This is a genomic window from Metabacillus sp. 22489, assembly GCF_052044855.1.
GTDB classification, from domain to species: Bacteria; Bacillota; Bacilli; order Bacillales; family Bacillaceae; genus Metabacillus; species Metabacillus niabensis.
In genome coordinates this window covers 1-26,686 of sequence record NZ_JBQENT010000060.1, presented here as the reverse complement: position 1 = coordinate 26,686, position 26,686 = coordinate 1, and the positions used below count along the sequence as shown (strand labels likewise).

Annotated in this window: 26 protein-coding genes; 7 read left to right on the top strand and 19 right to left on the bottom strand. The window is 33.3% G+C overall.

Going from position 1 to position 26,686, the window contains the following annotated elements; all coding sequences use genetic code 11:
- Positions 1-88 (top strand): IS3 family transposase (locus ACTJJ9_RS23710; RefSeq protein ID WP_440768581.1); only part of this gene is annotated, 88 nt, incomplete at its 5' end.
- Between the two features lie 73 nt (positions 89-161).
- On the opposite strand, the gene ACTJJ9_RS23705 is transcribed toward ACTJJ9_RS23710, so the two are convergent.
- From ACTJJ9_RS23705 to ACTJJ9_RS23695, 3 genes are all read right to left on the bottom strand, one after another.
- Positions 162-1,331 carry a serine hydrolase domain-containing protein gene (locus tag ACTJJ9_RS23705; RefSeq protein ID WP_145584181.1) on the bottom strand — a complete coding sequence of 390 codons (1,170 nt, stop codon included), beginning with the start codon at positions 1,329-1,331 and terminating at the stop codon, positions 162-164.
- A gap of 96 nt (positions 1,332-1,427) precedes the next feature.
- Positions 1,428-2,705, bottom strand: a complete 1,278-nt coding sequence (locus tag ACTJJ9_RS23700) for a glycoside hydrolase family 27 protein (protein ID WP_145584179.1) — start codon at positions 2,703-2,705, stop codon at positions 1,428-1,430.
- 105 nt (positions 2,706-2,810) lie between these two features.
- Positions 2,811-3,698 (bottom strand): AraC family transcriptional regulator, encoded by an 888-nt coding sequence (locus tag ACTJJ9_RS23695; RefSeq protein ID WP_145584177.1) that lies wholly within the window; start codon positions 3,696-3,698, stop codon positions 2,811-2,813.
- Between the two features lie 164 nt (positions 3,699-3,862).
- Here ACTJJ9_RS23695 and fbpA point away from each other — a divergent pair, with 164 nt between their 5' ends.
- On the top strand, positions 3,863-4,039 hold the full coding sequence (gene fbpA / locus ACTJJ9_RS23690) for a Fur-regulated basic protein FbpA (protein WP_095301818.1): 177 nt from the start codon (positions 3,863-3,865) through the stop codon (positions 4,037-4,039).
- 337 nt (positions 4,040-4,376) lie between these two features.
- On the opposite strand, the gene ACTJJ9_RS23685 is transcribed toward fbpA, so the two are convergent.
- The 11 genes from ACTJJ9_RS23685 to ACTJJ9_RS23635 all read right to left on the bottom strand — a co-directional run bounded on the left by ACTJJ9_RS23685 (position 4,377) and on the right by ACTJJ9_RS23635 (position 17,619).
- Positions 4,377-5,399 carry a phosphotransferase gene (locus ACTJJ9_RS23685; RefSeq protein WP_145584175.1) on the bottom strand — a complete coding sequence of 341 codons (1,023 nt, stop codon included), beginning with the start codon at positions 5,397-5,399 and terminating at the stop codon, positions 4,377-4,379.
- 18 nt (positions 5,400-5,417) lie between these two features.
- The gene (locus tag ACTJJ9_RS23680; protein ID WP_145584173.1) at positions 5,418-6,395 is read right to left on the bottom strand and encodes an aldo/keto reductase; all 978 of its coding nucleotides are present in this window, start codon (positions 6,393-6,395) and stop codon (positions 5,418-5,420) included.
- A 282-nt stretch (positions 6,396-6,677) separates the two neighbouring features.
- Positions 6,678-7,307, bottom strand: coding sequence for a class D sortase (locus tag ACTJJ9_RS23675; RefSeq protein ID WP_145584171.1), 630 nt, complete (start codon positions 7,305-7,307; stop codon positions 6,678-6,680).
- Positions 7,308-7,365: 58 nt separating this feature from the next.
- Positions 7,366-9,057 (bottom strand): LPXTG cell wall anchor domain-containing protein, encoded by a 1,692-nt coding sequence (locus ACTJJ9_RS23670; protein ID WP_440768926.1) that lies wholly within the window; start codon positions 9,055-9,057, stop codon positions 7,366-7,368.
- A 457-nt stretch (positions 9,058-9,514) separates the two neighbouring features.
- Complete coding sequence (locus ACTJJ9_RS23665; protein WP_145584167.1) at positions 9,515-10,594, bottom strand: GGDEF domain-containing protein; 1,080 nt, start codon at positions 10,592-10,594, stop codon at positions 9,515-9,517.
- A 173-nt stretch (positions 10,595-10,767) separates the two neighbouring features.
- Positions 10,768-12,090: a F390 synthetase-related protein gene (locus tag ACTJJ9_RS23660; RefSeq protein WP_145584165.1), complete on the bottom strand. Its 1,323-nt coding sequence runs from the start codon at positions 12,088-12,090 to the stop codon at positions 10,768-10,770.
- Positions 12,083-12,934 carry an MBL fold metallo-hydrolase gene (locus ACTJJ9_RS23655; RefSeq protein WP_145584163.1) on the bottom strand — a complete coding sequence of 284 codons (852 nt, stop codon included), beginning with the start codon at positions 12,932-12,934 and terminating at the stop codon, positions 12,083-12,085. Before ACTJJ9_RS23655 ends, ACTJJ9_RS23660 begins: the two co-directional genes overlap by 8 nt.
- On the bottom strand, positions 12,924-13,916 hold the full coding sequence (locus ACTJJ9_RS23650) for an NAD-dependent epimerase/dehydratase family protein (RefSeq protein WP_145584161.1): 993 nt from the start codon (positions 13,914-13,916) through the stop codon (positions 12,924-12,926). Before ACTJJ9_RS23650 ends, ACTJJ9_RS23655 begins: the two co-directional genes overlap by 11 nt.
- On the bottom strand, positions 13,913-15,076 hold the full coding sequence (locus tag ACTJJ9_RS23645; protein ID WP_440768925.1) for an ATP-grasp domain-containing protein: 1,164 nt from the start codon (positions 15,074-15,076) through the stop codon (positions 13,913-13,915). The genes ACTJJ9_RS23650 and ACTJJ9_RS23645 overlap by 4 nt, the downstream gene beginning before the upstream one ends.
- The gene (locus tag ACTJJ9_RS23640) at positions 15,066-16,061 is read right to left on the bottom strand and encodes a beta-ketoacyl-ACP synthase III (protein WP_145584155.1); all 996 of its coding nucleotides are present in this window, start codon (positions 16,059-16,061) and stop codon (positions 15,066-15,068) included. Before ACTJJ9_RS23640 ends, ACTJJ9_RS23645 begins: the two co-directional genes overlap by 11 nt.
- 373 nt (positions 16,062-16,434) lie before the next feature.
- Positions 16,435-17,619, bottom strand: a complete 1,185-nt coding sequence (locus ACTJJ9_RS23635) for a DUF418 domain-containing protein (RefSeq protein ID WP_186324284.1) — start codon at positions 17,617-17,619, stop codon at positions 16,435-16,437.
- A gap of 151 nt (positions 17,620-17,770) precedes the next feature.
- Here ACTJJ9_RS23635 and ACTJJ9_RS23630 point away from each other — a divergent pair, with 151 nt between their 5' ends.
- A complete protein-coding gene (locus ACTJJ9_RS23630; RefSeq protein WP_145584153.1) occupies positions 17,771-18,508 on the top strand; it encodes a response regulator transcription factor in 738 nt (245 codons plus the stop codon).
- On the top strand, positions 18,489-20,246 hold the full coding sequence (locus ACTJJ9_RS23625; protein WP_145584151.1) for a sensor histidine kinase: 1,758 nt from the start codon (positions 18,489-18,491) through the stop codon (positions 20,244-20,246). The genes ACTJJ9_RS23630 and ACTJJ9_RS23625 overlap by 20 nt, the downstream gene beginning before the upstream one ends.
- Positions 20,247-20,313: 67 nt before the next feature.
- Here the strand turns inward: ACTJJ9_RS23625 and ACTJJ9_RS23620 are convergent, their stop codons facing one another.
- From ACTJJ9_RS23620 to ACTJJ9_RS23610, 3 genes are all read right to left on the bottom strand, one after another.
- Positions 20,314-21,144, bottom strand: a complete 831-nt coding sequence (locus tag ACTJJ9_RS23620) for a sugar phosphate isomerase/epimerase family protein (RefSeq protein ID WP_145584149.1) — start codon at positions 21,142-21,144, stop codon at positions 20,314-20,316.
- 102 nt (positions 21,145-21,246) lie between these two features.
- Positions 21,247-22,314, bottom strand: a complete 1,068-nt coding sequence (locus tag ACTJJ9_RS23615; protein ID WP_145584147.1) for a Gfo/Idh/MocA family protein — start codon at positions 22,312-22,314, stop codon at positions 21,247-21,249.
- Positions 22,315-22,481: 167 nt separating this feature from the next.
- Positions 22,482-23,222, bottom strand: coding sequence for a sugar phosphate isomerase/epimerase family protein (locus tag ACTJJ9_RS23610; protein ID WP_145584146.1), 741 nt, complete (start codon positions 23,220-23,222; stop codon positions 22,482-22,484).
- A 544-nt stretch (positions 23,223-23,766) separates the two neighbouring features.
- Between ACTJJ9_RS23610 and ACTJJ9_RS23605 the strand changes: the two genes are divergently transcribed.
- Positions 23,767-23,973, top strand: a complete 207-nt coding sequence (locus tag ACTJJ9_RS23605) for a hypothetical protein (RefSeq protein WP_095301803.1) — start codon at positions 23,767-23,769, stop codon at positions 23,971-23,973.
- A 102-nt stretch (positions 23,974-24,075) separates the two neighbouring features.
- Positions 24,076-24,501 (top strand): DUF2621 domain-containing protein, encoded by a 426-nt coding sequence (locus ACTJJ9_RS23600; RefSeq protein ID WP_145584144.1) that lies wholly within the window; start codon positions 24,076-24,078, stop codon positions 24,499-24,501.
- An 84-nt stretch (positions 24,502-24,585) separates the two neighbouring features.
- Here ACTJJ9_RS23600 and ACTJJ9_RS23595 read toward each other — a convergent pair whose 3' ends face one another.
- Both ACTJJ9_RS23595 and ACTJJ9_RS23590 read right to left on the bottom strand, forming a co-directional pair.
- Positions 24,586-25,071, bottom strand: a complete 486-nt coding sequence (locus ACTJJ9_RS23595) for a cytochrome c biogenesis protein CcdC (protein ID WP_145584142.1) — start codon at positions 25,069-25,071, stop codon at positions 24,586-24,588.
- A 144-nt stretch (positions 25,072-25,215) separates the two neighbouring features.
- Positions 25,216-25,575, bottom strand: coding sequence for a response regulator (locus ACTJJ9_RS23590; protein WP_095301800.1), 360 nt, complete (start codon positions 25,573-25,575; stop codon positions 25,216-25,218).
- A 453-nt stretch (positions 25,576-26,028) separates the two neighbouring features.
- Here ACTJJ9_RS23590 and ACTJJ9_RS23585 point away from each other — a divergent pair, with 453 nt between their 5' ends.
- Positions 26,029-26,202: an aspartyl-phosphate phosphatase Spo0E family protein gene (locus ACTJJ9_RS23585; protein ID WP_145584140.1), complete on the top strand. Its 174-nt coding sequence runs from the start codon at positions 26,029-26,031 to the stop codon at positions 26,200-26,202.
- Positions 26,203-26,686: the final 484 nt, after the last annotated feature.

Genomic DNA, 26,686 nt, shown 5'->3' with positions numbered 1-26,686 from the left:
CTGGTATAACAATATACGATCAAAAGAAAAATTGACTGGACTAAGTCCGGTTGAATACCGAATTCAATCCAGCCAATCAGCTGCATAATAAAAACTCTAACTTTTAGGGGTAAGCTCCATTAGTGGCTTTTTCGCTTTACTCCTAATTGTTTTTGAAATGATTAAATTGTCCCATATATAACTGACCGAAGACGTGGTTGATGATAGGCTTCTAAATTTGGATACATTTGCTGCATGTACACAGCAGATAATTTTTCTTTCGGATCGATTAGAACCCAAGTACCTAGCATTCCTGACCAGCCAAATTCTCCAATGGAACTATTAATTCCCCCTAATGAAGGATTTTCCATAACTCGAACACCTAACCCATATCCATAGCCTTTTAAGTAATCCCAGTTATAATTGTTGCTATTTTCTAAAGTTAAATGATTTTGTGACATTAGTTCAATCGTTTTGCGACCAATAATTTGCACTCCGTGTAATTGACCACCATTTGCTAGCATTTGTGCAAATCGATTATAATCTCTTAACGTTGAGAATAAGCCTGCACCACCATTCTCATATGGAAAATCAATTTGAAATGCTTCATCAGCTTCTTTAGCGCTTACAAGTTTGCCTTGCTCATTACGAATATATACGTTAGAAATTCGATGTTGTTTATTTTCTGGTACTTTGAAAAATGTATCCTCCATTTGTAGCGGGTCAAAAATTTCATCCTTCAAAAATTGACCGAATGTTTTGCCAGAAAGTACTTCTATGAATGCTCCTAAAACATCATGACTTAAACCATAATGCCACTGTGAACCTGGCTCAAATGCTAAAGGAATGGATGCAATGATTTTGGAAATTGTTTGCACGTCAATAGCTTCCCCTTGACGTACCCTTTGGTCTATATTTGACATTGCCCTTGCTGTCATTCTTTCTGTTTCATTTGCATCACCAGGATAAGTTATTCCTGAAGTCATCGTAAAAAGATCCTTAACTAATATTTTATTAGCTGCAGGTCTTTCTATATAATTACCTTTTTCTTGCTTTTCAAAGACACGTTGATTTTTAAATTCAGGTAAATATTCTTCAAGTGGATCATTTAATAAAAATAAGCCCCGCTCATATAACATTAATGCAGCCGTACATGTTACAACCTTTGTCATTGAGAAAATTCGATAAATTGTTTCGTCTGTTATCGGCAATTCTTTATCAATATCCGCAAATCCTAAATAGTTTTCGTAAATGGTTTTTCCATCCTTTGTCACCATACATGCGCATCCCGGAAGTCCATTCTCAACGAAATGTTGAAGAAGGGTTGTTAATCTACTATGTAAATCAGACATCGCATTCACTCCAAATCTTTCTCTTAAAATAATGGTAATCACTGTTTGTTTAATTGGATAAAAAGATTTGATAATCCTGCTTTTTAACAAATTTTTTCAGAAAAGTTTTATAAGCTTTACCCCATGTGCTGGAACCTTTGCTTCTATCTTCTCTTCAACAATACCTTCTTCCACATTGACCCATAAATCTTTAACATTTTTTGGTGAAGTAATTCCGAGTTGGTCCAAGGAGACAGTCAATAACGTTTCTTCATCTGTTGCATTAAATAGTGCTACATACGTTAATTCATTATCCTTTGCCGTCCATACAATTTCATCATTTTCCCTGTAAACTAGCTTATTACTATGGCTATTACGATGCATATTTAAAACCTCTTTGTTTGTTAATAATGACAATGTCCATTCATCATTGTCCCGTAGTTCACCACCGAACATTAATGGGGATTTAAAAATACACCAAAGAGTCATCATCGTTAATTGCTCATCTTTTGTAAATCGTGTAAAGCGATCACTTCCACCGCCATCAACAGATCGAATCCCTATATGACCTAAAGGTAACATGTCACAATCTGGCCAGTTTCCTTCTGATACATGTTCGCTCCACTTTTCACATCTTTCAAACATTCCATATAATAACTCCCATTTATCCCAGAAATCATCCGTCATTCTCCACATATTTGCATTTGCCTTTAATTCATTCGCGTGTTGTAATGGTGCAGGACCAGGTGAAAGGCTTAATACTATGTCTCTACCACAATTGTCAATTGCCTTTCGAATGAGCTTTATCTCTTCGATATGGATATCATAAAGGCGTGAAGCTGCAATATCATCAACCTTAATAAAGTCTACTTCCCAATCAGCATATAGCTTAAGTAACGAATTATAGTATTCTTGTGCTCCTTCCTTTGATGCGTCAACACCATACATGTCTGTATTCCAAGGACATATTGAATTAGGATGAGCAATATCTCTTGCGCCAACATTTGTTCCTAATATCGGTGTATTTGCATGGACTGCTTGGCGGGGAATTCCTCGCATTATATGAATCCCAAACTTTAAGCCAAGATTATGAATATAGTCCGCCAACTCCTTGAAACCCCTTCCATTTCGTGCTGAAGGAAAGCGATTTGTAGCCGGAATTAATCTTGAATATTCATCCATTTCTAAAGGAACAAAAGGACGATAAACTGAAGATACAGCACCAGGCTCATACCATTGAATATCAACTACAACATATTCCCATCCATATTCCTTTAAATTTTTTGCAATGTAATCAGCATTCCCCTTTACTTCCTCTTCTGTAACAGTAGCTCCGTAACAGTCCCAACTATTCCACCCCATCGGAGGTGTCTTCGCAAATGTTGTATGGTTCATTCAAATCATTTCCTTTCTATTATATTGCTATTCTACTTATATAATAAAAGGAATGATTTTCAACAATCTATAATAAACTTTTGCTTTTTATGTACTATATTGCTATTAATCAAATTTCAATTGGTTTACTGAAGCAATATCTTTGCCATCTCTAAATTCCCCAGGGGAAAAACCAAGCCATTTGCGAAAGACTTTAATAAAGTAACTTCCATTGGAATAGCCTATTAATTTAGCTATCTCATCAATTGTTAACTCTGATTGTCGTAGCAAGTTAACTGCTTTCTCCATCCTCACTTTTGTTAAATATTCAATTGGCGTATAGCCTGTGAATTGCTTAAATATACGAATAAAATGGTATTTAGAAATTTCCACTTCAATTGCGATTTCCTCTAAGCTTTGAATATACGCATAGTCCTTTTCCATTTTTTCTACTGCATTTTGGATTTTGACAGGCCAATTGCTTTTCATCTTTTTGTGCTCATCAGAAAATCTAAAAAGCTCCATAATGAATTGATAAACAATTGATGCTGCCCGATACCCATCCGTAATTTGTTGTCTACTAGCTGCATGAAATATATTTTGTAGTAAACTAATGACGGAATGATCATTATTTATTTTAATCACTCTTCCTATTTTTCCTACCAACTCATTCCAGTGATGGATAATTCCAGTTGGCCTAACTAAAATATAATAAAATTCCCATGAATTGCTTTCTTCTGGTAAATAATATATATGGTCACTTGGTATTTCAACCATAAATGCATAACCGGGCATTATTTTGTACGTCTTTTCATCGATATCAAGATGACCAAACCCCGATATTGTATATTGAAATAATAATAATGGCCCATCAACCCGTTTACGGCCATCCCAATGATACTGCTCTTTATTCGAAATAAGATCATGTCCAACTGCAAACAATTGACAAAATGGTCCATTTAAAGTATCTAGAAAACGAAATCCATATGTTTCACAATGATGGTGCTGTTCCATTTTTATCCCCCAAACTGCATCATATTTGTTAATCATACTAATAAACAATTGGAAAATAAACATTAATAAAAGGAAATAATTTTCGATTTGGTTATTTATTGACAAATGTTATTTTATTAATTATAATATTTTTGGAAACGCTTACAAACAGAGGGGTGATTTGATTGTCTAAAATCACATATGAGTTAAAAAACAGTAAAGGAAAAATGATTGATGCTTTACTTCATATGAATTTATATAAAATGCCGGATGGAAGGCAATTATATGAAGCTACAGAAAAAGAATTAGAATCCGTTCTTAATATGTATGCTTCTTCTTCAGAGGATTTTTGTTCCCATTAATAATTGATAAATACATCATTATGGCCAAAATCAAATAATCATTGATTTTGGCTTATTTTTTTATATACTACCTTCAAAATTAAATAGAACACGAATAAAAGAAACAGATTATCCTAAAAATATACAATGCTTACAAATCGTTTCAATAAATGAGGTGTTCACAATAGATAAAAACAATAATGAGAAATGTAATGAAGAAATGGATTATTTAAATCACTTTTTAAATGAACAGATTACAAGAATTTGTGTAAAAGAAGAGGAAGAACGAGTGAAGGCTGAAATGATGGAGGAGGAGCCTCCCAAAAGATAAATGTATTATCCTTTGGGAAGCTTTACTCTATTTTCCGTTCCAAATGTCTAGTAGTTTTTCTTCTGTCTCATCCATCCATTTTAGATTAGTTATGTAATTAATCATTTGCTCTTTTAATACATCAGCATGATCAATTCCATCAATATATCTGCCTAAAAAATGAACGAAAACATCTAACCTTCTTAATTGAACTAATACAGGTAACGCATTAATTTCATTTTCATCTAAGGCGCTAACCATAGTAAAACCTTCATGAAATAGTCGTAATTTATCTAGCACTCCCATTTTATTCGATTCTTTTATAATTATTTCAGATAAACAAACAGCAACCTCCATTGCACGTAGATCGAGAGTAGCAAATTCAAAATCTAAAATCGCACTTATTTTCCCACTTGAATTTACAAGTATATTCGATTGATTCAAATCCCCATGGATCAACTGATGTGGCAGCTTCCTAAGCATAGGTACATATTCGATAAATTGTAATAATTTATCCCGTATAATTTGTAAGTGGGTGCTATAATCTTTAAATTCTACTGGAGGATTTGTACACCATTCGACAATGTTTTCTACCGTACATTGCGGATGTGTATTCTCAATTTCATAATATGGTTTATAAGCAAACGGCCTTGATACCTTAATTCCACTTAATCCATTCAATAAGAATCCCGTTTGTACTCCAAACGAATAAATCTCTTGCTTATTATGAAAAAGCGGATTATCACCTTTAATATACGAAAAAAGACACGCTAATTTATTTGTATCTTCCTCTAAATGATGAAAGGTTTTACCTAACTTAGACAAGATAGGTAAAGGTATGTTAAAAGGTAAATCCTTCGTTTTTAGTTTTTCTAATATTTCATGTTCAAGCAAGACCTTGGCAACATCATTATGTGTTTCGTAAATTCGAAGAACAAACTTCTCATCCTTATACTGAATAAATCTAGTCGTATTATTATACCCGCTTGCTCCTTTGTTTATTGTTACTTGCTCTATATCGGGAAAATATTTTTCCAAAAGAGTGTTTAAACCTGCTGTCGATATCGTCATTTACACTACCTACCCTACTTAAGGAAGTTTTGCCCCGCGAGAAGCAGTATAAAGCGTATACCATTCCTCACGAGTCATTATCTCTGCTTGACGAACAGAATCTTGACAGTTTTTAATCCGTTCTGGATTAGTTGTCCCAATAACTGGCTGAATCATTGCAGGATGCTTCATTAACCAACCTAAAACAATCGCTTCAGGTGTTGTTTCCTTTTCTTTAGCCATCTTTTCTACAATTTCTTTAGTCTGTTTATCTGCAGCTGACATTTCTTCCATCACTCTGCCAGAATACATCCCATATGCCAATGGTGCCCATGCCTGAATTTGAATATTTTCTAATCGACAATATTCTAATATTCCATCTGCAAAATTAACATCTGTACCTGCTTTTTGATTAACGAGGATTCCTTGCTCAAGCCAATCGATTCGTTTTAAACTCATTTCAAGCTGGTTAACGATTAACGGTGTATTAGAGTATGCACGTAATAGTTTGATTTGTGCTGAGCTCATATTTGATACACCAAACTCCTTAACTTTTCCAGCTGTTTTTAAAATATCAAACGCTTCTGCAACTTCCTCAGGCTCAACCAATGGATCTGGTCTATGTAACAATAAGATATCAAGATAGTCTATTTGAAGTCGATGTAATATTCCATCAACAGATTGCAGAATATGCTCCTTAGAAAAATCAAATCGATGTGGAGAATTTCCTTCAGGGAAGCGAATTCCACATTTTGACTGAATCACAATGTTTTCTCGTAACTTTGGATTGTTTTTCAAGATGTTTCCAAAGATCGTTTCTGCCTTCCCCATTTTATATATATCCGCATGATCAAACATACTAATTCCCGAAGAGAGTGCAGCGTCTACAGCTTTTTCAGCAACGACAATATCTTCTTTTGTTATCGGGTTATGGTCCCATCCTCCTCCAAAACCCATACATCCAAGCACTAAACGGCTAGATGTTATTTCACGTTGTTGTAATGGCATTACTTTCATCTTCGTTTTCTCCTCATTCCATATACTTTTAAAATTATTCAAAAAGGCTTTAACGATGAAACTATTCGATTTTGAACTTAATAAATCCTGCAAATAAATGATAAGTGATAATAAAAATAAAGGGAACTATTAAAAGTCATCCTAAAAGCTTGTGAAGAAAAATCATCTATATTCATGTAAATGATAAGAGGAATTGAACAATATTGAGGCACTAATCAATATGATTTGTTTTATTAGAAGAATAGGCTGCTCGATAAATGACGAGATCAGCCTTATATAATATTACTCTGATACCAATTCAGCTTGAATAATATATCTATCAGGGGCAGAACCAATAAAATCAAACGGATAGCAAGTAGTAAGTGTCAAGGTTGGTTTATCCTTTTTTACTATAACAGTACGGTCATTTGCATCTGTAATCCATATATCTTTAATTTTATATGTAAAGGATTCCCCTTCATATTCAACCGTCATTGTATCCCCTTGCTTAAGCTCACCTAGTTCCGTAAATACGGTATCACGATGTCCGCTTAATACAGTATGACCTCCAATATCATTAGGAATCGTTGTCCACTCACTGACATACATACCAACACCTTTATCAAGTGTTGATTCATCTGTATTCCAAAAAACATCGAAGCTTGAAGCTATTTTTGGAATATTTAATTTCGCTACTTTTTTACCATTCTCAACAGAATAGTTCAAAGTTGACACATCTTCAATCGTTTTTTCACTCTTTTCTTCAAGCGCTTTTTTCGGTTGTAATTCAGTACTTTTCATCGTAATTGCTTGAGACTCATCAATGGCTTTTACAGATTTTTTACTGTCATTCCATTGGTATAAATTCCAGGCAGAATAGCCGATCCCGCCAATTATTAATACAGTTGCAATAAATCCAATGATTCGGGACATTCTTACCCTCCCAATCTTAAAATCTTAAAGAGGACGACATCGCCCTCTTCAATCATTTTTATTGAAATAATCTCTTTCTCACTGCAAGGATAGCTGCGCCTAATGCTGCAATTGCGCCACCCATTAATGCACCAACAGGATTCGTTCCAGCTGTTTTCGGTAGCTGTCCACCTTGTTCATTATTTGAATTATTATTAGCAACTGGTGTTACTTTAATGTTACTATCGTTGTTACCCTTTACTTGTCCACCATTATTACTGTTATTCTCTGATGGATCGTTTCCTTTTCCTGAATTATTTGGAGTTGGCTTATTAACAATAGGTGTAGGTGTTGCACCACCATCATTGTCTTTGTCTGGATCGGTATTTGAACCGTTGTCTGTGCCGTTGCCAGGTTTATTACCTGGTTCTTCTTCATTACCTTGATATTTCACTAGTTCAATTGGTGTTGTATATGATTCAATTGCTTCATTACCGCTAAATAAAGTTATTTTCACTTGAAGTTTTTTAATATCTTCAAAGCTTAAATTGCTTTCACCAATCGCAGAGAAGAAGCCTTGATAACCACCAGCGGCTTCGATTGCACCAATGTTAACTGAAGCCGTATTTCCATTCCAATCAAGATCTAATCGACTAGATCCAAGCCCTAGGTCTCCACCATCTAAGAAATCATCAAGGGCATCAGGAATCGCACCTTCTTCATAGCTATCTGGCTCATGAATTGTTACACCCTTTGGTACGATAAACTCAATTTTTACATTATCGATGTTTTCAATTTGTAAATTTTGCACCTTAAATCCGAATTGCATACCAAATTGATTATCAGCTAATCCTGGAAAATCAGTTACTGCTTGTGCTTTTCCTTCAAAGTATGTTGCTTCATTCATTGTACTGAATGTTAGATTACTTGTTCCAGAAATACTGCCAACAGGTAAGTAACCTTCCGCATCAATCACATATCCATTTAAATCTTGAAGTAAATTAGCTCCAGATGTTTTTCCGATAACAGGGATACTAATTGAAATATTTTTTGTTTCTCCTGCTTTCACTTCACCAACTGGAATTGCTAATTCTGTTTCTTCACCTGTTAAAAGAAAAATGTCTTGAGGTGTTTCGTCTGTATCAAGCACCATAATATCATCAGGAATATCTACTCCTGTATAAAAGTTAGTGATTGCTTGTTCAGAATTATTTGTAACAGATGCATTAATTGTTAATGTATAGTAGCCTTTTTCTTTATCAAATTCAGAAACCTTTCCAGTCACTGAACCATTCATTTGGGCAACAATTTCTTCATATGATAACTCAGGCTGCTCTTCTTCAATCTCATCAACAACTTCTTCATCATTAGGAGTTGATCCCTCTTCTGTTGGAGGTGTTACTACCTCTTCCTCGTTTGGAGTTTCCGCTTCAACTTCCTCTGTATTTTCTGTATTCTCTTCTGTTACTTCATCTTCAGTTGCTGCAGGCTCCTCTGCTGTTGGGGCTTCTTCGGCTGGTACTTCTTCTGTTGGGGCTTCGCTCTCTTTATTTGAGGTTGGTTCATCTGCTACTGCTTCAGAATCAGTACTTCCTTCTGTTGTAGCATCAGGAACAACTACATCTACAGCTTCTGTTGTCGTTTGTTCACTAGCTGTATCTACAACTGCTTGCTGTTCAACATTTTCACTGTTTTCTTCAGCTGCTACTGAAACTGCTGGAGTAATTGCTACTGCTAATCCTAATGTAACGATTGATGCTTTTTTTAACAAAAAATCCACTCCCTATTCCACATTATGTATTTTTGTACCATTACCAGATTGTAATACTACTATTTCTAATTAAAGTAACAATCTATTAAACCCATGTTACTATTTCGAAATATTAGTATAAAACCTAAAAATGGTAGTTTAAATTTACAAAAATATCATAATCCATTCCTAGTGTTTATATCAATCGTCTCAAGGAAAAATGGCTAATTGGTCACAGTTAATTAAATTATTGCTTCTACATTATTTTACATTTTTAATCAGAAGGAAATCATTGTTATTTCAAGGATTATCCAATTACGCAAAAACATGAAATCAGTATTCCCGTAAGAAAAAACAGGAATAATCTCCTACTAAATATATAATTTATTAAACAATTATTTAATAGAATCAATTAAATCTAAATAGACTGTACACATTTAAAAATGTGACAGCCTATTTATACATTTTGTTAGCATTTTTATTGCTCGATGAAACAAACTACTTTATTCCTACCTTCAGATTTTGCTTGATATAAAGCTTGATCTGCTCGTTTTATTATTTCGTCCAGCTGTTCACCTTTTTCTTTATTCATGCTAACTCCGATAGATAAGCTAATCGCAAACTCTGATTTGTCAGGTAACCTAAATCGATATTTTTCGACTCTCTCCCTAATAAGCTCAGCCATTTGTTCTGCTTCCTCACCACTAACATTTAATAGAATGGCTGAAAACTCTTCTCCGCCATTTCGAAATGCTAAATCTTTTTTTGGGATCGTGTCTAATAAAAGTTGTCCAAATTGCTGTAAAATAGCATCACCTGCTTGATGACCATATTGATCGTTTATTTGTTTAAAATGATCAATATCAATAAATAGTAAGGCAAACCGACTTTTGTCACTACTAGCTTTTACTAGTAGTTTAGCTAATGTGAGATTAAATTCCCTAACATTTTTAAGTCCAGTCAAATAATCGATTGATGCATAGCGTTTATATTCATTGTGTAAATAATTAGCACGACTTATATAGTTAACGAGAAGTAGAGTTAATGTACTTCCAAAAATAGATAATAACCAGTAGTTCAGTAAAATAAATCCAAAATCGTCAATCTCGCGGACACGATAGTATAATATAATTGAAAAAACTGCTGTACTGCTTACAACCATGAACAACCACTTTAATGTATTTTGGCTCTTAAGCTTTCCTATCAACCCAACTAGTATCCCAACGAAGATCGTTGTAAGTGATACGATTAACATAATAGGTGTTATGTCGACAAATAAAATTCTACTGATGGCAATAATAAGTGAGCAGATAAAACTAACCGTTACACCACCAAACATAGCAGCGATAATGATTGGAATATGTCGTAAATCAATAATTGTTTCAACATCGACCTGAATACTAAAAATCATTAAGATTGAACCTAAAATTCCGAAAAAAACGCCAAAAAGAATTTGATTTTTCTTTAATGATGAAGCTTCCGAGTTTTTAAATATTACTCCAGCTAAAAAGATAAATGTAACTAAAATACAAATATGGACAAATAAATCCTTTAACAACACGCTAATCCTCCGGCATCTGCAGATGTATTTGCAGCTCTACGTGTTTTGAACAAACGATAAAAGCATACTTTCATAATCTAATTTCCCTTTTATATCTAAATTATTTTTATATATTATACGTAATTGTGCGTTTAAATATTAGGTTTATCTTTGACTTCTGTACATTTTTCTTATAGTCTACTTTCAATCCTTTTTAATTTTTTATCTGATGGAAGGATATTGTAATCAGAAAAAATGATGGTAGGTTCAATTAAATGAAAGCTTTTCCACAGCTTAATCAATTCCTTACGAGTTCTTTCTTTTACTTCTTGTTCGTGATTTTTTTGTTCCACTTTAATTTTCACTTCAATTAAATTTAATTCCTTTTGAATTACCTTGTATTCAAGAATATGCTCGGATGCTAGCATAACCGCTCTTCGAATAAAATCTGGAAAAAGAACCTTTTTTTCTTTTTCACCATATCTTTCTCCATAAAATAAATCATCACTTCGTCCATCTATTCGCTCTAAAGCTAAAAATTTGGAACCACACGGACAAGGTGTTTTCCGTTCAATTAAAAGATCATTTAAACGATATCTAATGATCGGTTGTGTTATTCTCGTAAAGTCCGTAATAATTGGAACAAATATTCCTCGCTCCCGATCTAAATATTCTTTTTGTATAGCTACTAAATCCTCATTTATATGGAGCGTACCATGTTTACAAGTTGTAGCTAAAAATCCTTCTGTGCACTGATACACCTGATGAAGCTGCTGCTTAAAAACAGCCTCGATAAATTTCTTATCAATGTCCTCTAGAACTTCAGCTACAGAGATTATTTTCGTAGGAGAAATATGAAGCTGATTTTCGGTCTGCCATTCAGCTATTTTTCTTAGCATCGAAGGAGGGCCAATCATAATCGTCGGCTGTATATCTTGTAATCTAGTTTTATGTGATTGAAAATCATCTAGTAAATCAAAATAGTGAAATGTTATTTTCCCATTTTCTGTTGAAGAGTAGAGATTGTTATTTGCACGCAGAAAAAAAGCGATTCTATGTGTGTTTAACAAACTTCCTGGAAGTAATTTCGCTAAAACTGTTCCTGCCCACATTTCAGATTCCTTATCACTAACTAAAAACAGCCCTCGGTTACCACTTGTACCAGAAGATAACCCTATTGATATATTGTTTATCTTAGGAGAAAAGTCCCTCGTCTTTTCCGCAGAAAATGCAAGGTTTAAAGCCTCCTCCTTTTTTATACCTACCGTATTGAATAAATCAAATTGCTCCATCATCATAGCTTTATCAATGATAGGTAGCTTTCTCCATTGATTTGTCTTTAATTCAGTTTCATACTCTGAATACAGTGAACGATAAAAAGGAGATTTTTCAACAATAAAATCCAAATGCTTTTTAATTTTTTTATTTTGATAGTTTTCGATTTCATGCCTTGAATGAAATTTACGACCATATTTTGTTAAAATATAATGCTTTAATAATCTAACTTTATTCATAGATAACTCCTTGTTTTACCTTTTCCCAAGTTTTATGACAATGTGTTGGTAGGATATCTATTTCAGGGTTTTGAATCCATAACTGATTTAATTTTTTCAAATTATTTCGATACATTTCGACATCTTCTATTATGACATTAGCGATCCAATGTGGAAAAATTAATTGTTCAAATGCTTCACTTACCCAGACTGCATCCGCACATAATAAAACACGTTTTCCACTCTGCAAATTCACAAATATCCCAAATTGTCCAATTGCATGACCAGTTAAGTCAATCGCTATCACTGATTCATCTTCAAAAACATCATAGCCGATTGAAAAATCGCCATAGCTTTTACTTAATTGCTTCTCGTCCATTTCATCGATAAATATTAATCTTTCCTCGATATTTTCCGGAAGTAATTCAAGCAAGCAACCTTTTGTTAAGGCTTGAAACTTACTCTTCGTCACGATATGTTCATAGGCTTTTTTAAATGTTAATATTTTGGCATAAGGAAAATCCTTTAATCCTGCAGTGTGATCCCCGTGGAAATGTGAAAGAATAATATAGTTTATCTGTTTTTGATTAATACCGATTTCCTCTAGTTGATATTTTATTGATTTTGTTTCAGTAAACGTTACTGGTGTTATTTTCGCATATGCCGAAAAAGGAAATCGTTTTGTTGCCTCAAGGAAATGTGAGGCATACCCTGTATCAAATAAAATGTATCCATACGTCTCATGATTTAGCAATGCAACGGTTGCAGGAAATTTTACCGATTTAAAGCTTCCGTTCGAAAGGATAATTTTTTCCGGATGTGTACAATAGCCACATTCAAATAATTGCAACGACTTAATTTTCATGATTCTTCCACCATTCTACAAATTCAGCAGCTCCTGTCTCAATTGAAACAGCAGGAACATAGCCAAGCTCACTCTTTGCCTTTTCAATAGACAAAGTTTGCGTTTGTGAGAGCACGCTAACCGTATATTTCGTAAGCAACGGCTCTTTTCCTCGAAAAACAACTGTTGAAAGCTTTTCTAGTAAGCTAGCGATAAAATATGCTTTTTTCACTGAAATCGTTTTATATTTTACAGAAATGCCAAGCTGTGCAATGACATTCTCGATCATTTTATATAAGCTCACACTTGTTCCGTTTGTAATATTATACTTTTGACCCAACGTTTTTTCTTCAGAATTCATGCATAGTAATAAAGCATCAACAACATTTTCTACATATGTAAGGTCAATCTCAACATCCCCATTACCAAACTTGGGGAAAATTCCCTTTTCACACACTTTAATTAATCTTGGTAGGATTGCGTTATCACCAGGGCCAAAAATTGCCCGTGGACGAATTGTAATTGACGGAACGCCAGCTTCAAACGCTTTATCAACTTCAATTTCAGCTAAATATTTCGTTTCAGCATAATGATTCACAAATTTATTTGGTAACGGGTCTGATTCTTTTACGTTTCTTCTTTCATTGTAATAAAAATATAAGCTTGGGGTAGAAACATGGATTAGCCTTTTTACATTCGCTTCTTTACAGCCTTCTATCACATGCTTAGTTCCTAAAACATTTGCATCGTAAAAATCCTTGTATTTCCCCCATGGAGAAGAAAGTGCACCACAATGAAAGACATAATCCTTATTTTTACAGAGCTCAATGATTCGTTCTTTGTCCTCTAATAAGCTTGGTTCAAACCGAATATTCTTCTCAGTAAGCATTTGACCAATTTTGCGATTCCTGCCTGTTGCTGTGACATTAAAGCCAAGAGTGGCCAATCGGAATGCTAATTTTTGCCCTAAAAATCCTGTAGCACCAGTTACAAGCACATTCATCCATCTTCACCATCCCAACTTATATCATATGTAGATTGTTCTAACAGCTTATTTTTATAAACTCTACTATCCTTCCATAAATAGAACATACTGAGAAATTGATAGATTACCGGTTTTCTATCATTTGCTTTATTAACAGCGTCATGAAATGTGAAAACAATTTTCAACCATCTCTTAAACCCTTTGATTGTCGTACACTTTTTTAAACCGTAAAGTAATACTCCTAGCTTTATCGCTTCTTTAGCACCTTGTCTAGGATATAGAGTTTGTCGTTGTACTTCATTAATAAAAACCGTCCCTAATTGCTTATCAAACAAATGCAAACCACTTGTTGCACGTGGATTACACTCAATTGGTATCGGTACACCATCAGGATTCAATATAAAATCAAAAGATATTTGTCCTGTATAGGAAAGTTTGTCAACAATTTCCCGCGTGAAATCCTCAATATAATCATTTTTAATATATTCAAAGGACAATGTGGCACCTAAGCCAGCTGTCATTTCAGAACGATAAATTGAATGGGCAAGCAGCCTTCCTTCTTTGCAAATTGCATAAGAGCAATATTGGGGACCAATAATTCTTTCCTGGGCAATCCATGAAGAATTAAATTCAATTGATTTTTTTAGCTCACTAATAGATTTTAAAAATACAACTGATTCTGAAAAACGGGAAAACACTTTTTTCGCTACAATTTCTTGATTTAAAAAATATTGACTAAGCACTTCCTGATTTGTTTCAGGAGTGAGTAAACATGTTTTTGGTGTTTTAAACCCCAATTCTTCAACAAATCGAATAAATGTCTCCTTATGATGAAGCATCGTCATATGTTGTAAGTCATCGACAAATACATCACAATACTGTGATAGCTCACTTTTATATTTTGAAAGATAAAAAGTCTCCTCACATGTCGGAATTAAGATGTCTATTTTATATTCTTTAATAATTCGAGCGAGACTATTTACCCATTCATTCGGATTAAATTTTGGAGAAGGAGTGTAAAAATATTTCGTCACACTGTTAGATGATTTTGCTATTGCATACGAAATACAATCAGCCGCAAATACAACAAAACCGAATTCCTTTAAGATTCGACATAAATGTAAAGTAACAGGAGCTCTTGCCCCTGTAATTAACACCCTTCTCGAATTAATACTCAAGAAGAATGCCTCCTATAGATAATCCAGCAGATGTGCCTAATAAAAAGACTTTATCTCCCCGTTTAACCCTACCTTGTTTAATTGCCTCATACAATGCCATTGGAATAGATGCAGCAATCATATTTCCATAATTTTCAATTGTTGTCATAAATCGTTCTTCATTAACGCTAAGTTTTTTTCGAATAATTTTCATTGCCGAGGCACTAGCCTGATGTGGGACGATCATCTTTATATCATCCATTGTTAGATTAGTATTTTCAAATAATTTTCCGATGAAAGTCGGCAGCAATTTATATGAGAGCTTAAATATTGCCGTACCGTCCATGTCAAATAGGAAATCCTCCTTTGTATCCTCAGCATAATTTCTAGGATGGATCTTTGTCCCGCCCCCTCTAATTTCAGAAAGATGTGCACCTGCACTGTACGTTTCCATACGTGAGGCAATAATATGTGAGCTATCCGTTTCAGTTGTTTTCGAAAAAACGTAAGCAACCGCGCCATCTCCAAATAGAATGCTACTTTCATTTTGACTCCAGTTCAGCCCTACCGAAGCAATTTCGGAAGAAACAATTAACACATGGTTAAACCTTCCTGATTCCATTGCATACGAAATCATATCTAATGCTGTTAGAAAACTTAAACATGTTGAATTAATATCAAATGCGGGGATCCCAGAATGCTGGAGTCCTAGTTGTTCTTGAATAAGTGAAGCATTACAAGGTATCGCCTGCTCTATTGTTCCGCTTCCACTTACAATACAATCAAGTTCATTTAGTTCAATACCCGCGTCAGCTATTGCTTTTTTCGCTGCCTCTGCTCCCATGTATGACGCAGTTTCATCTGTCACAAAATAACGCTGCTTAACCCCTGATTTTTTTTCCGACCAACCGTTTTTTGCACCTATTATTTTATCAATTTCTGCTCCGTCTACTATTCTTTTTGGTAGATATGAGCCAATACCAGTTATTTTAATATTACGTTTCATCTGTATGCACCCCAAATTTCCCTATTTATCTTTAAGGCTATTTTCCCTAAAAAAGCCATCTTATGCTATCTTACCGTTTTTTGTTACTTTAGAAAATAAAGATTTTTTCACATTTTTTACATTTAATCATTAGTTAATTGAATAACACCCTAGCAAAATTTAAAAAATCATTCAAGAAATAATAAAAAGCGGAGAGCTTTTCTTAAAGCTCTCCGCGAAAATATTTATTCATTAAACAGGTATCTTTCTTTGGACTAGAATGTTTTTATTATCAGGTTCAATAATTTTTTTATAGTCAATTTTCAGAAATACTGACTTTTCCCCAAATATGGCTTCCTCTTTAATTTGAATTTTCCTTTCTGCCTAGCAACTGCTAAGCATTAACTGTTACATCCTTATTCTTTACTTTTTGAGTTCCTTTCCATGAAAAATAAGTAAATATTCTAAGGAGTTTTTCAAGTGGACCCATTTTAAACTTTTTCAAATAGATATAGCTGCCAACCATCTGCAACATATAAATAATTAATGAAAGGAAAATTCCAATTAAAACGCCTAGTTTACCAAAAAAACCAAAGCCATAGCCATAAAAAATAGTCGTACAAATGATTGTTTGAAGAATATAATTACTGAAAGATAACTTTCCAACACTTTCGAACATTTTTACTACCTTAGATTGCTTTCCACTAATATACATCAAAGCAAAGGCACAAATATATCCTAAAGATAATAAATTCCCGCCAAGCATATTAATAGCTCCACTCCATGGATTTTCAGGAACGATATATAGCATACTTTTACAAATCAAACCAATCGGAAGCAATATTGCTGATATTGTAAGATATTTTATTTTGTCCTCTTTTGGTTTAACGAACCAACCTGTTTTTGCACAGTACATACCAATTAAAAATAATGCACCTGAGATTAATGGCATTAGAAGAGATACAAATATTACTAGAAAATCAGGAATATCTATTGGCATTTCATTATTCCGATGTTCTTTAATTTCGAAATAACTTCCTTCTCCATAAATATCGATCGTTTTTAATACGTATTCCTCTGTCGTTTTCTTCTCTTCATCTGTCTCATATGTTGATAAACCGTAGCCAAAGAGCGATGACAATATCAATAATGACAATCCCAAAATAAGTAATGTTTTTGGTTTTCGATTTACAAAGATTAAAAGCAATATCCCCATTATTCCATAGAAAGTTAAAATGTCACCCTCCCATAAAAACTCAGAGTGCAAAAATCCAATGAATGCTAAAAAGAAAAATCTTCGGAAAAAGGTCCTTTTTACTTTGCCCCCTTTTTTCTTTATGCTATTTGCCATCATAATCATCGAATAGCCGAACAAGAAAGTGAAAATCGGCATAAAGCTGCCTTCTACAAAAATTTTCAATAAGTAATAAGCTATATTGTCGATTTGATTTAAGGAATACAAATGGATTTCATCTTTTCCCCATATTCCGTACTGAAATATCAACATATTCGCCATTAATATTCCGAGAAGGCTTAAGCCTCTTAATCCATCAATGGTATGGATACGATTCGTGTTCATAAATATTCTCCTTTTTAAACTTGATATCTCTACTTTACTAATCAAAGCTTTCCACAATAAAACCAATTGTTTACCATTCGATAAACTTTTCAATCGTTCGTTCAACTTCTCGTAATGTTCATATGCTACGATATGTTAAGAGGTGAGCTATATGGAAAATTTAGAAAGCAATAAAATTTTGCTAGTTGATGATGAACGTTCAATCGTAAAAATGCTGGAAACTGTTCTTCGTAAGGAGGGCTTCAGGCACATATATACTGCTTATAACGCTCAGGAAGCTTTACATATACTTGAAAGGCAAAAAATGGATATCATTGTGTTAGATGTCATGCTGCCTGATCAAACCGGCTTCGATTTATGTCCGAAAATCAGACAATTAAGTAATGCATATATCTTATTTTTGACAGCTAAAATATCTGATTTGGACGTTTTAACAGGCTTTGCGATTGGTGGAGACGATTATGTTACTAAACCATTTAATCCATTGGAAATTGTCGCTAGGTTAAAGGCACATTTGCGGAGAAATACGCAAACTGTCGAGGTCTCAAGCATACAACAATCATCTGTTTTTGACTTTGGTCGCTTTATCTTATATGAGGATTCTGGAGAACTACATGTAGATGGAGAGGTAATTCCATGTCCAGCACAAGTATACATGCTTCTTCTTTATTTCTGTAAACATCCTAATAAGATTTGTTCAAAAAATGAATTACTTGAAGCAGTTTGGGGCTTCGATCATTATGTAGATGAAAATACCGTTGCAGTACATATAAGAAGGATTAGAGAAAGAATTGAAGAGGATCCGAGTAATCCTAAATTTTTAGTCACTGTTAGAGGATTAGGATATAAGCTAGTTAGGAGTTATCAAAATGAGAAAATTAAGAAATAGATTAATTTTTCATTTCTCATTACAATTTGTTACATTAACAATAGCTATAACAATACTTGTTATTATTCTTTTCTTTTTATTAGTAAACTATATTGCAAACGATGAGATTAAACGGAACACTCCTGTAGGTGTATTTGATGGAATTTTTTCAGATACTGAAATCATTGATAATAATAAAGCAACACTCTCTGATAAATGGATAGCATTATTAAAGCAAAATGAAATGTGGGTTCAGGTTATTAACAATCATGGTAAAGTCGTTGGAAATTTCAATACTCCTAGTGAACTTCCAACATCGTATGCAATGAGTGATATTATCAGTATTGAAGAGAATGATCAACTTTTAGGATATACGATTAAATCTGAGGTAGATAATACATACGAAGAACCATATTATTATATTCTTGGATATAAAGATAAAAACAAAGAAAAGCTTGTTTCTCTTTTCAAGCAATATAATGAAAATGGCCTTCTTAACGAAAATGAACTGCCTGGGATCAAAAAGAAATTAAAAGATGCAACGATTCATATTATCAATAAAGAAGGCGAAATTCTCCAATCTATAGGAACTGAAATGGATGACGCAAAAAAATATAAGCCACTTGATATTTTACTAAGAAGACAAGAACCGGGATATTATTCAACCGAAACGTCCATTTATCATGACTCATCAACAAAAAACACATGGATTTTATTATCGCCTAAGAAAGATTCTGAGTATACTAGTATAACCATTTTGGAAAAATTCATAATAGCTATCATCATTATCGGTGCCTCGGTATTTTTCATAACAGTTTCACTATCTATTTGGAACGGCTATCGATATGGTCAGCCTCTCTTTATTTTTACGAGCTGGCTTGAACGGATGGGGAAAAAGCAATATGATGAAGTGCTAACAGTAAAAGAGCGCCATAAAATATTTCGTAAAAGCGGAAAAGTTCGAACGAGATATCGTTTATACCGTGAAGTAATCAATGCATTTTACGAAATGGCTGAGAGACTTGCAGCATCTGAAAAAGAAAAAATCAAGCTAGAAAAAACGCGAGAAGAGTGGATGACAGGTATTTCCCATGACTTACGTACACCTCTGTCTTCCATTCAAGGATATGGTCATTTACTAGAAAGCGGTCAATATAATTGGACAAAAGCTGAATTGGTTGAAATCGGAAATATCCTCGTTGAGAAAAGTGAACATATGCTAAGACTTGTCGAGGACTTTACATTAACTTTTCGAATCAAAAACAAGGCATTATCTCTTGTTATGAAAAATTATAGTTTAAACCAATTAGTTCAACAAATAACAGCTAAGTATTTAAAGGATAGAACTTATAATCAGTATGAATTTCATTTTATTAATGCCAAAGACCAATATTCTATTAATGCTGATGCTAAATGGTTTGAAAGAATGCTAGATAATATCATAATAAATAGCATTAAACATAACCCTCCAGGTACGAGCATTACACTCTCAATCAATATGCACGAAAATGACAATCAAATTATTCTACAAGTCAAAGATGATGGAGTTGGAATGGATGAAAATACTGTTCAACAGTTATTCGAACGGTATTATCGAGGTACAAATACAGAGGAAAACACCGATGGTTCTGGCTTAGGGATGAATATTGCAAAAGGTATTGCCGAACTTCATTCTGCAAAAATTACCGTTACCTCGGAGCTTAATCAAGGAACAATTATTAACATTTCCTTTCCACTAATGAATGGAAACAATAAATAAAGAAAAAAAAGACTGACTTTTTAGATGTTTAAAGTCAGTCTTCTCTCTTAAAAAGTCGTTTCATTTTTTATATACTGGAAAATACTTTATCAAAACCTTGTTTAGTACGTTTCATTAGCTCTACTACTGATTCTGTAGGTGGATTTGGTGTTAATACTTCTTGAGAGATTGCTCCATTGTACCCTGTTTGTTTGATACTGTTTAAAAACAAAGGTAAATCTATTACTCCCTCTCCTGTATATAGACGATCATTATCTTTAAGCTCTTCAATTGGTAAAGAATATGCATCGTTTATATGAACATGGACAATTTGTTTTTCGTTTAACCTTGTAATGTCTTCACTTGATAAGCCTGTTGTATACCAATGATAAGAATCTAATAATAATCCAACGTTCGATTTGCCAATTGCATCAATAAGTTCTAACGTTTCATTCTGTGTCCAAATAAAAGGATATTTCCCTAATTTTCGAAGATGATGTGGGCCAACATATTCTAAACCCAAACGGATCCCATATACATCTAATATCTCGGCACAAGCTCTTAATCTCTTAATTGTCGTACTCATAAAGCTAGCTGGCTTTAAATCTGTGGATGGTAAAATATATGTACAGCAGCGTGTACAGCCTAAATCAAATGCTGCCTTAGCAGAGCTTACAAGATTTACGATATCTGATTGAAATTCCTCGTTTGAATTTCTCCATTCAACAGGAAGTGGAATTGCTCCAATCACAATTTTATTCTCTTCTAAAATAGCTTTTGCATGAGGTAAACCATAGTCCTCAATAAATTGTTTAGCATCTATATCAACAGATTGAAAGTTATAATCTGCTGCTAATTCAATAAATTGTTTATCATCAATACTCGTCCCAAATCCCGCCTTTGTTAATCCTCTTAACATAAAAATTACCCCTTTCGGAAATGATGTAAAAAGTAAGGAGCTTTCCCATAAGTATAAAATCTTAGTGAAAAGCTCCATTTACATGATCGTCAATCAATAAAACTATATGTTCCAATCCAATTCAACTTCACGACCTGATCTAGATGATTCATAAATTGCATCAAGGATTAGATTGTTTGCTAATCCGCTCATTGCTGAGGTGATTGGCTCTTTTTCTTGGCGAATACACTCAATAAAATGTTTACTTAAGTATATCCGCTCATCTATTTCGTTTTCGTTAGGAAATAATTCAATATCAATTGGACGGTCAAATTGTTCAGTTAAGATTTTTGCTTGATTTCCATTAATAGATGCTCCACCGTCTGAACCCATGAGATGAATAAATGGATTATTACTCGTTTCCATATTAACGGCCCAGCTTACTTCGAGTGATAAAATCGCCCCATTATCCATTTTAATTAAAGCGGTCGCTAAATCCTCGACATCATAAACTCCCTGCCAATTTGGTGTACCCCAATTTCCAATACCTTTTCTCTTCGGGCCAAATTCCGCATATGTTGCTCCATAAACAGAGATTGGCTTTGGATTTCCCATTAAATACAGTGCCAAGTCAAGCATATGAACACCAATATCAATTAAAGGTCCGCCACCAGCTTCAGATTTTTGCGTAAACCAGCTTCCCCAACCTGGTATCCCTTTCCTTCGAAACCACCCAGTTTTTGCATGATAAATTTTTCCGAAAGCACCCTTTTCAACCTGTTCTTTTATTTGTCTAATTTGCCATTGCCATCTCATTTGATGGGCAACCATCACTATTTTTCCAGTTTCACGCTGTACTCTAACAATTTCTTTAGCCGCTTCACTATTAATACCCATTGGCTTTTCAACTAAGACGTGCTTTCCAGCCTTCAAAGCCGCAATTGTAAGGGATGCATGCCACTTATTAGGTACACCAATTATAATTGCATCAATCTTATCTTCATTAATCAACTCTTCCGCAGTATGATAAACTTTTTGTATGCCATGTTCTTTTGCTCTTTGTTCAGCCAAAGGTATATATGTATCTGTAATACCTATAATTTCAACTTCATCAAGTAGCTTTCCGAATGTTGTTAAATGTACATTACCGATTGCACCGGCCCCAATAATCCCTAATCTAATTTTCCCCACATGAAATTCCTCCAAATAACAGCAAAATGATAAAATAAAGACTTAGAAACATTGTTGTTTCCACTTCAGGCATTCCCTATCTACAGGCGGTCTGGGAGTCTCCTTGTTGGAGTCTCATGCTTACACTCCAATCAACAATAAACTTAAATATAGCTAATCAAAAAATATTACAAAATTGTTTTTAAATATGTAATACTTTGTTCAATACTTTCAAAAGGAGAACGTTTACATTTATCTTGTTCGATAATGAACCATTCTACATTTTCAAGCTTACACTTCTCTACAATTGCTTTAATATCTACGCCACCTGTTCCAAGCTCAGCAAACGTTTTCTCTTCGTCAGTTGTCATATCCTTCAAGTGAATTAATGGCAAACGATTTGAATATCTTTCTATCCATTGTAGAGGATCTTCCCCCGCAAATGTTAACCAGTATACATCTAATTCTGCCTTAACGAATTCTGGATTTGTTTCAGCAAATAAAATATCCAAATAAGTTTTACCTTCACTTTTTTCTAGTTCAAAGTCATGATTGTGATAACTAAGTGAAATGCCTTCTTGCTGACACTTCTCACCGATTTTATTCAATCGGCTTGCAAGAGCATAATAGTCATCCCTTTGATTTTCAAACAAATATGGACATACTATATTCTTACAATCTAAAATCTTTAAATATGCTAATTCAGCCTCTAAATTATTTTCTAAGTTTTCTAATGACACATGGCTGCTAACAGCTTTTAATCCAAGGCGATCAAGAGTTCGTCTTAAGTTTTCAGCTTCTTTTCCCCAGTAACCAGCAAGCTCAACTCCATTAAATCCCAATTCAGAAACCTTTTCTAACGTACCATAAAAATCCTTTTCACATTCACTATGTAATGTATATAATTGGACTGCTATTGAAATACTCATCTATGATTCTCCTTTTTTATGGAATATTCTTTCTCTTACTTATGATACCAAAAAAAATGTCACACTACATCACTTTTATGAAATCGGTTTCATTATTTTTAAGATACTTGTTAAATACCCTTATTTTTTATCTCTTTTCACAACTGACATCACCTCCCCTAACATTACCCTATAATACCTCCAATATCCACTCTAGTACAAACTTGCCTTTGAATTTCACTTTAGATATAGTTTACAAATCTATTGTTAATACTTACTTGTTTCAAAAGTTAATTTATAGTGTATAATTAAAGTGATCCTTCCGAAACATTCGCTTGTTGCGGGACACTTAACCATGTACGGATCGGAAGGATCACTGTGTCTGATGTAATATCAGGCACTTTTTTCTTTTCATTTACTTAATAAATAAAGTGAACTCATAACTAATTTTTGATATTATTAAAATAACTAAAGTTGATCGACAATTTAGCTTCATATAATCAAACTATACTTTATAAATTGTTCAGTAATCATTATTAACTAATGGTTAATAGGAGGAGCAAAAATGGAACATACGTGTGAATTTGTCTATCTACCAACAGATGTCGGAACCATCCGACTTGATATTTATCATAAGCATTCACTTTTCCATGTACAAGCTGAGCTTAACAACATACTCGCATCTTCATATGACCGAGTAAAAGTAGAAGCAGTAAAGAAAGCAATCCTCCTACTTGCTAAAGAATACCAAGCTTATGGACGTCCAGAATAGATAATTGTTTAAACAGATGATTGGATGTTGAATTTAATAAATGCCATTCTTCACATGAAACGATATATAAATAGAAAAACGTTGGGTTAAGAGGTGATTTACTTGTTAGAAGGCTGGTTTCTCTGGTTCATTATGTTTTGGATTGTTTTTCTACTCTCGATGCTTGCAATCGGTGGGTTTTTTATGTTCCGAAAATTTTTACAAAGGCTTCCTAAAGAGGATGGTAAATCTGATTTAGATTGGCAGGAGTATTATTTGCAAAAAACGAAACATTTATGGAAGCAAGAAGAAAAAGATTTATTAGAAGAATTAGTTGAGCCAGTTCCTGAGCTATTTCGTGATGTTGCCAGGGCAAAAATCGCTGGTAAAATTGGACAGCTTGCTTTAAAGGAAAACGCCAAATATATCACTGTAGATTTAGTTATCAGAGGCTATATAATCGCAACACCAAAGCGTGATCATAAATTTTTAATAAAAAGATTAAAAGAAAAGCAAATTGACTATTCACCATATAAAGCCCTATTTTAAAAAAACTGTCTCCAATTGTTCGATATGTTAGTCATATCGATACAGTATTCAGGAGACAGTTTTTACCATTTCATTCATTCAATTTTAAACAGTTGGAATATTTGGCGAAGAATCTAATTGATTTTTTACCTTTTTAAAAGTAAAATACATAGCCACCCTCCATGGAACAATCATTCCAAAAGCGAGAATCCAAAACATTCCACTTAATTCTCCAATATCAATTGATGTGCTTAAATACAATTTCATCACAATTCGAATTACTAACAATCCGATTAATATAAATGCAAAAGCTTTTGAACGTTTTAAATAAATGTCATTTTCTCTAATTTCAAAATTAGAAGTTTTAATTAAAAAAATTGAAAAAATCATCCCAACAATTAATGCCTCAAAAAATTCGGCAGCAGATACTCTAAACATCGGATGAATAAACATTAACGCACCTGTGCTCATAAAAATTGGAGGCAAAATTATTTTTTTCACGGTTGCTGGTTTCTTTTGTGCTTTCATCCTAATAAATAAGACAAAAACAGCCATACAAATAGCGAAGATTGTAGAAATAAATGTAAGCAATCGAACCAATCCTTTACTTTAAACAAGTCCTATATATAAGTATATACGAATTTTTATAAATTACCTAATAGAACTTTTCATTTTAATCAAATCCCTTTCAAAATATAAAAAAACCATTTAAGAATGTCCTAAATGGCTTTTACATTATCCTAAAACACGATCTATTGCTTCAAGTACACGGTTTTCATCAAATGGTTTAATAATAAAATCTTTAGCCCCTGCTTCAATTGCTTCAACAACCATTTTTTGTTGGCCCATCGCAGAACACATAATAATTTTTGCATCAGGGAAATTCCCCTTAATTTCTTTTAACGCTTCTATACCGTTTTTTTCAGGCATTGTAATATCCATCGTTACTAAATCTGGAACTTCCTTTTCAAATAGCTTTACGGCCTCTATACCATTTTCTGCTTCACCGACTACTTCATGATTTGCCTTTACTAATATATTTGATAAAGTCAATCTCATAAACTTGGCATCATCAACAATTAAAATTCTAGCCATGCCTAGTTCCTCCTCCAAAAATGATAAAAGAAGTCTCGATATAACATCAAACTTCAATCGTGAAGGCAATTGCAAGTTGACTAAAGGAGGGCTGTTAGACTCAAGCCATTCATCAAACGCAATATCTTTCACACATACCCTATTATATCAAAAACTACTTGAAAATATAGTAAATTCGTCTCAAAAAATATAACTTTTATGAAAAACAATAAGGACTTTACGCCTGTTAACATTACAATATTTATGAATAGTTTGCATTTATGTCATTAATTGTTTATTGTTTTTTTATTGAAATAATTAATTAAGAATCTTCATTACTATACGCAAAGACTGTTAATAAATTCAAGAAATAGATTTTGAATACTTTCTTTAAAAATCTATATTTTGAATTATTTACCAATAGCAGTTATAATTTACTCATTACATAATTAGATGATAGAAAGGATTACTATCATGCCGAATAATGAAATGCTTAAAATAATCGAAAAAAAACGTATTGAACTCATTAAAATTGTTCAAAAGAATGGAATAAATTCAAAAATATCTATTAAATTTAGCCAGGAGCTTGACAACTTGCTAACTGAATATATTAAACAAGACCTTCAAAATAAGAAAACACTTAATTAAAGAGAGGGTTTATTTTATTTTTAAAATTGAGAAATCCAAAAATCTGTACCAAAGTAATCTAAAATTGTCATGGAAATATTTATTAACCTGGTTGAATATCCTTAAGTTTAAGAGTCCATTACAGGTTGGGGAGAAGATATTATTTTAATTAACGTTAATTACCTTTTAAAAATTATTTTTAAATTATGTTCCATAATATTATTTTAATTTATAGAGTTGAAATGATATTCATTTTTTAATATTAATTTTACCTTTACTAGACTCAATATAACCTGAGTTTTATGAATTTGTTTCCCTGAAATAAAATCGACACACAAAATTTACAAACACTTATTTCAACACCTTTTCCTAATGGATTGAATTCCAATAAGAAAAACCGGGCATAGCCCGGTCCTTTTCATGGTTAGAGAATATCCGATAATTTGTACTCTATGCCATGTACCCCTTTATAATACTCAGGATACATTTCACCCCCACATTTTTC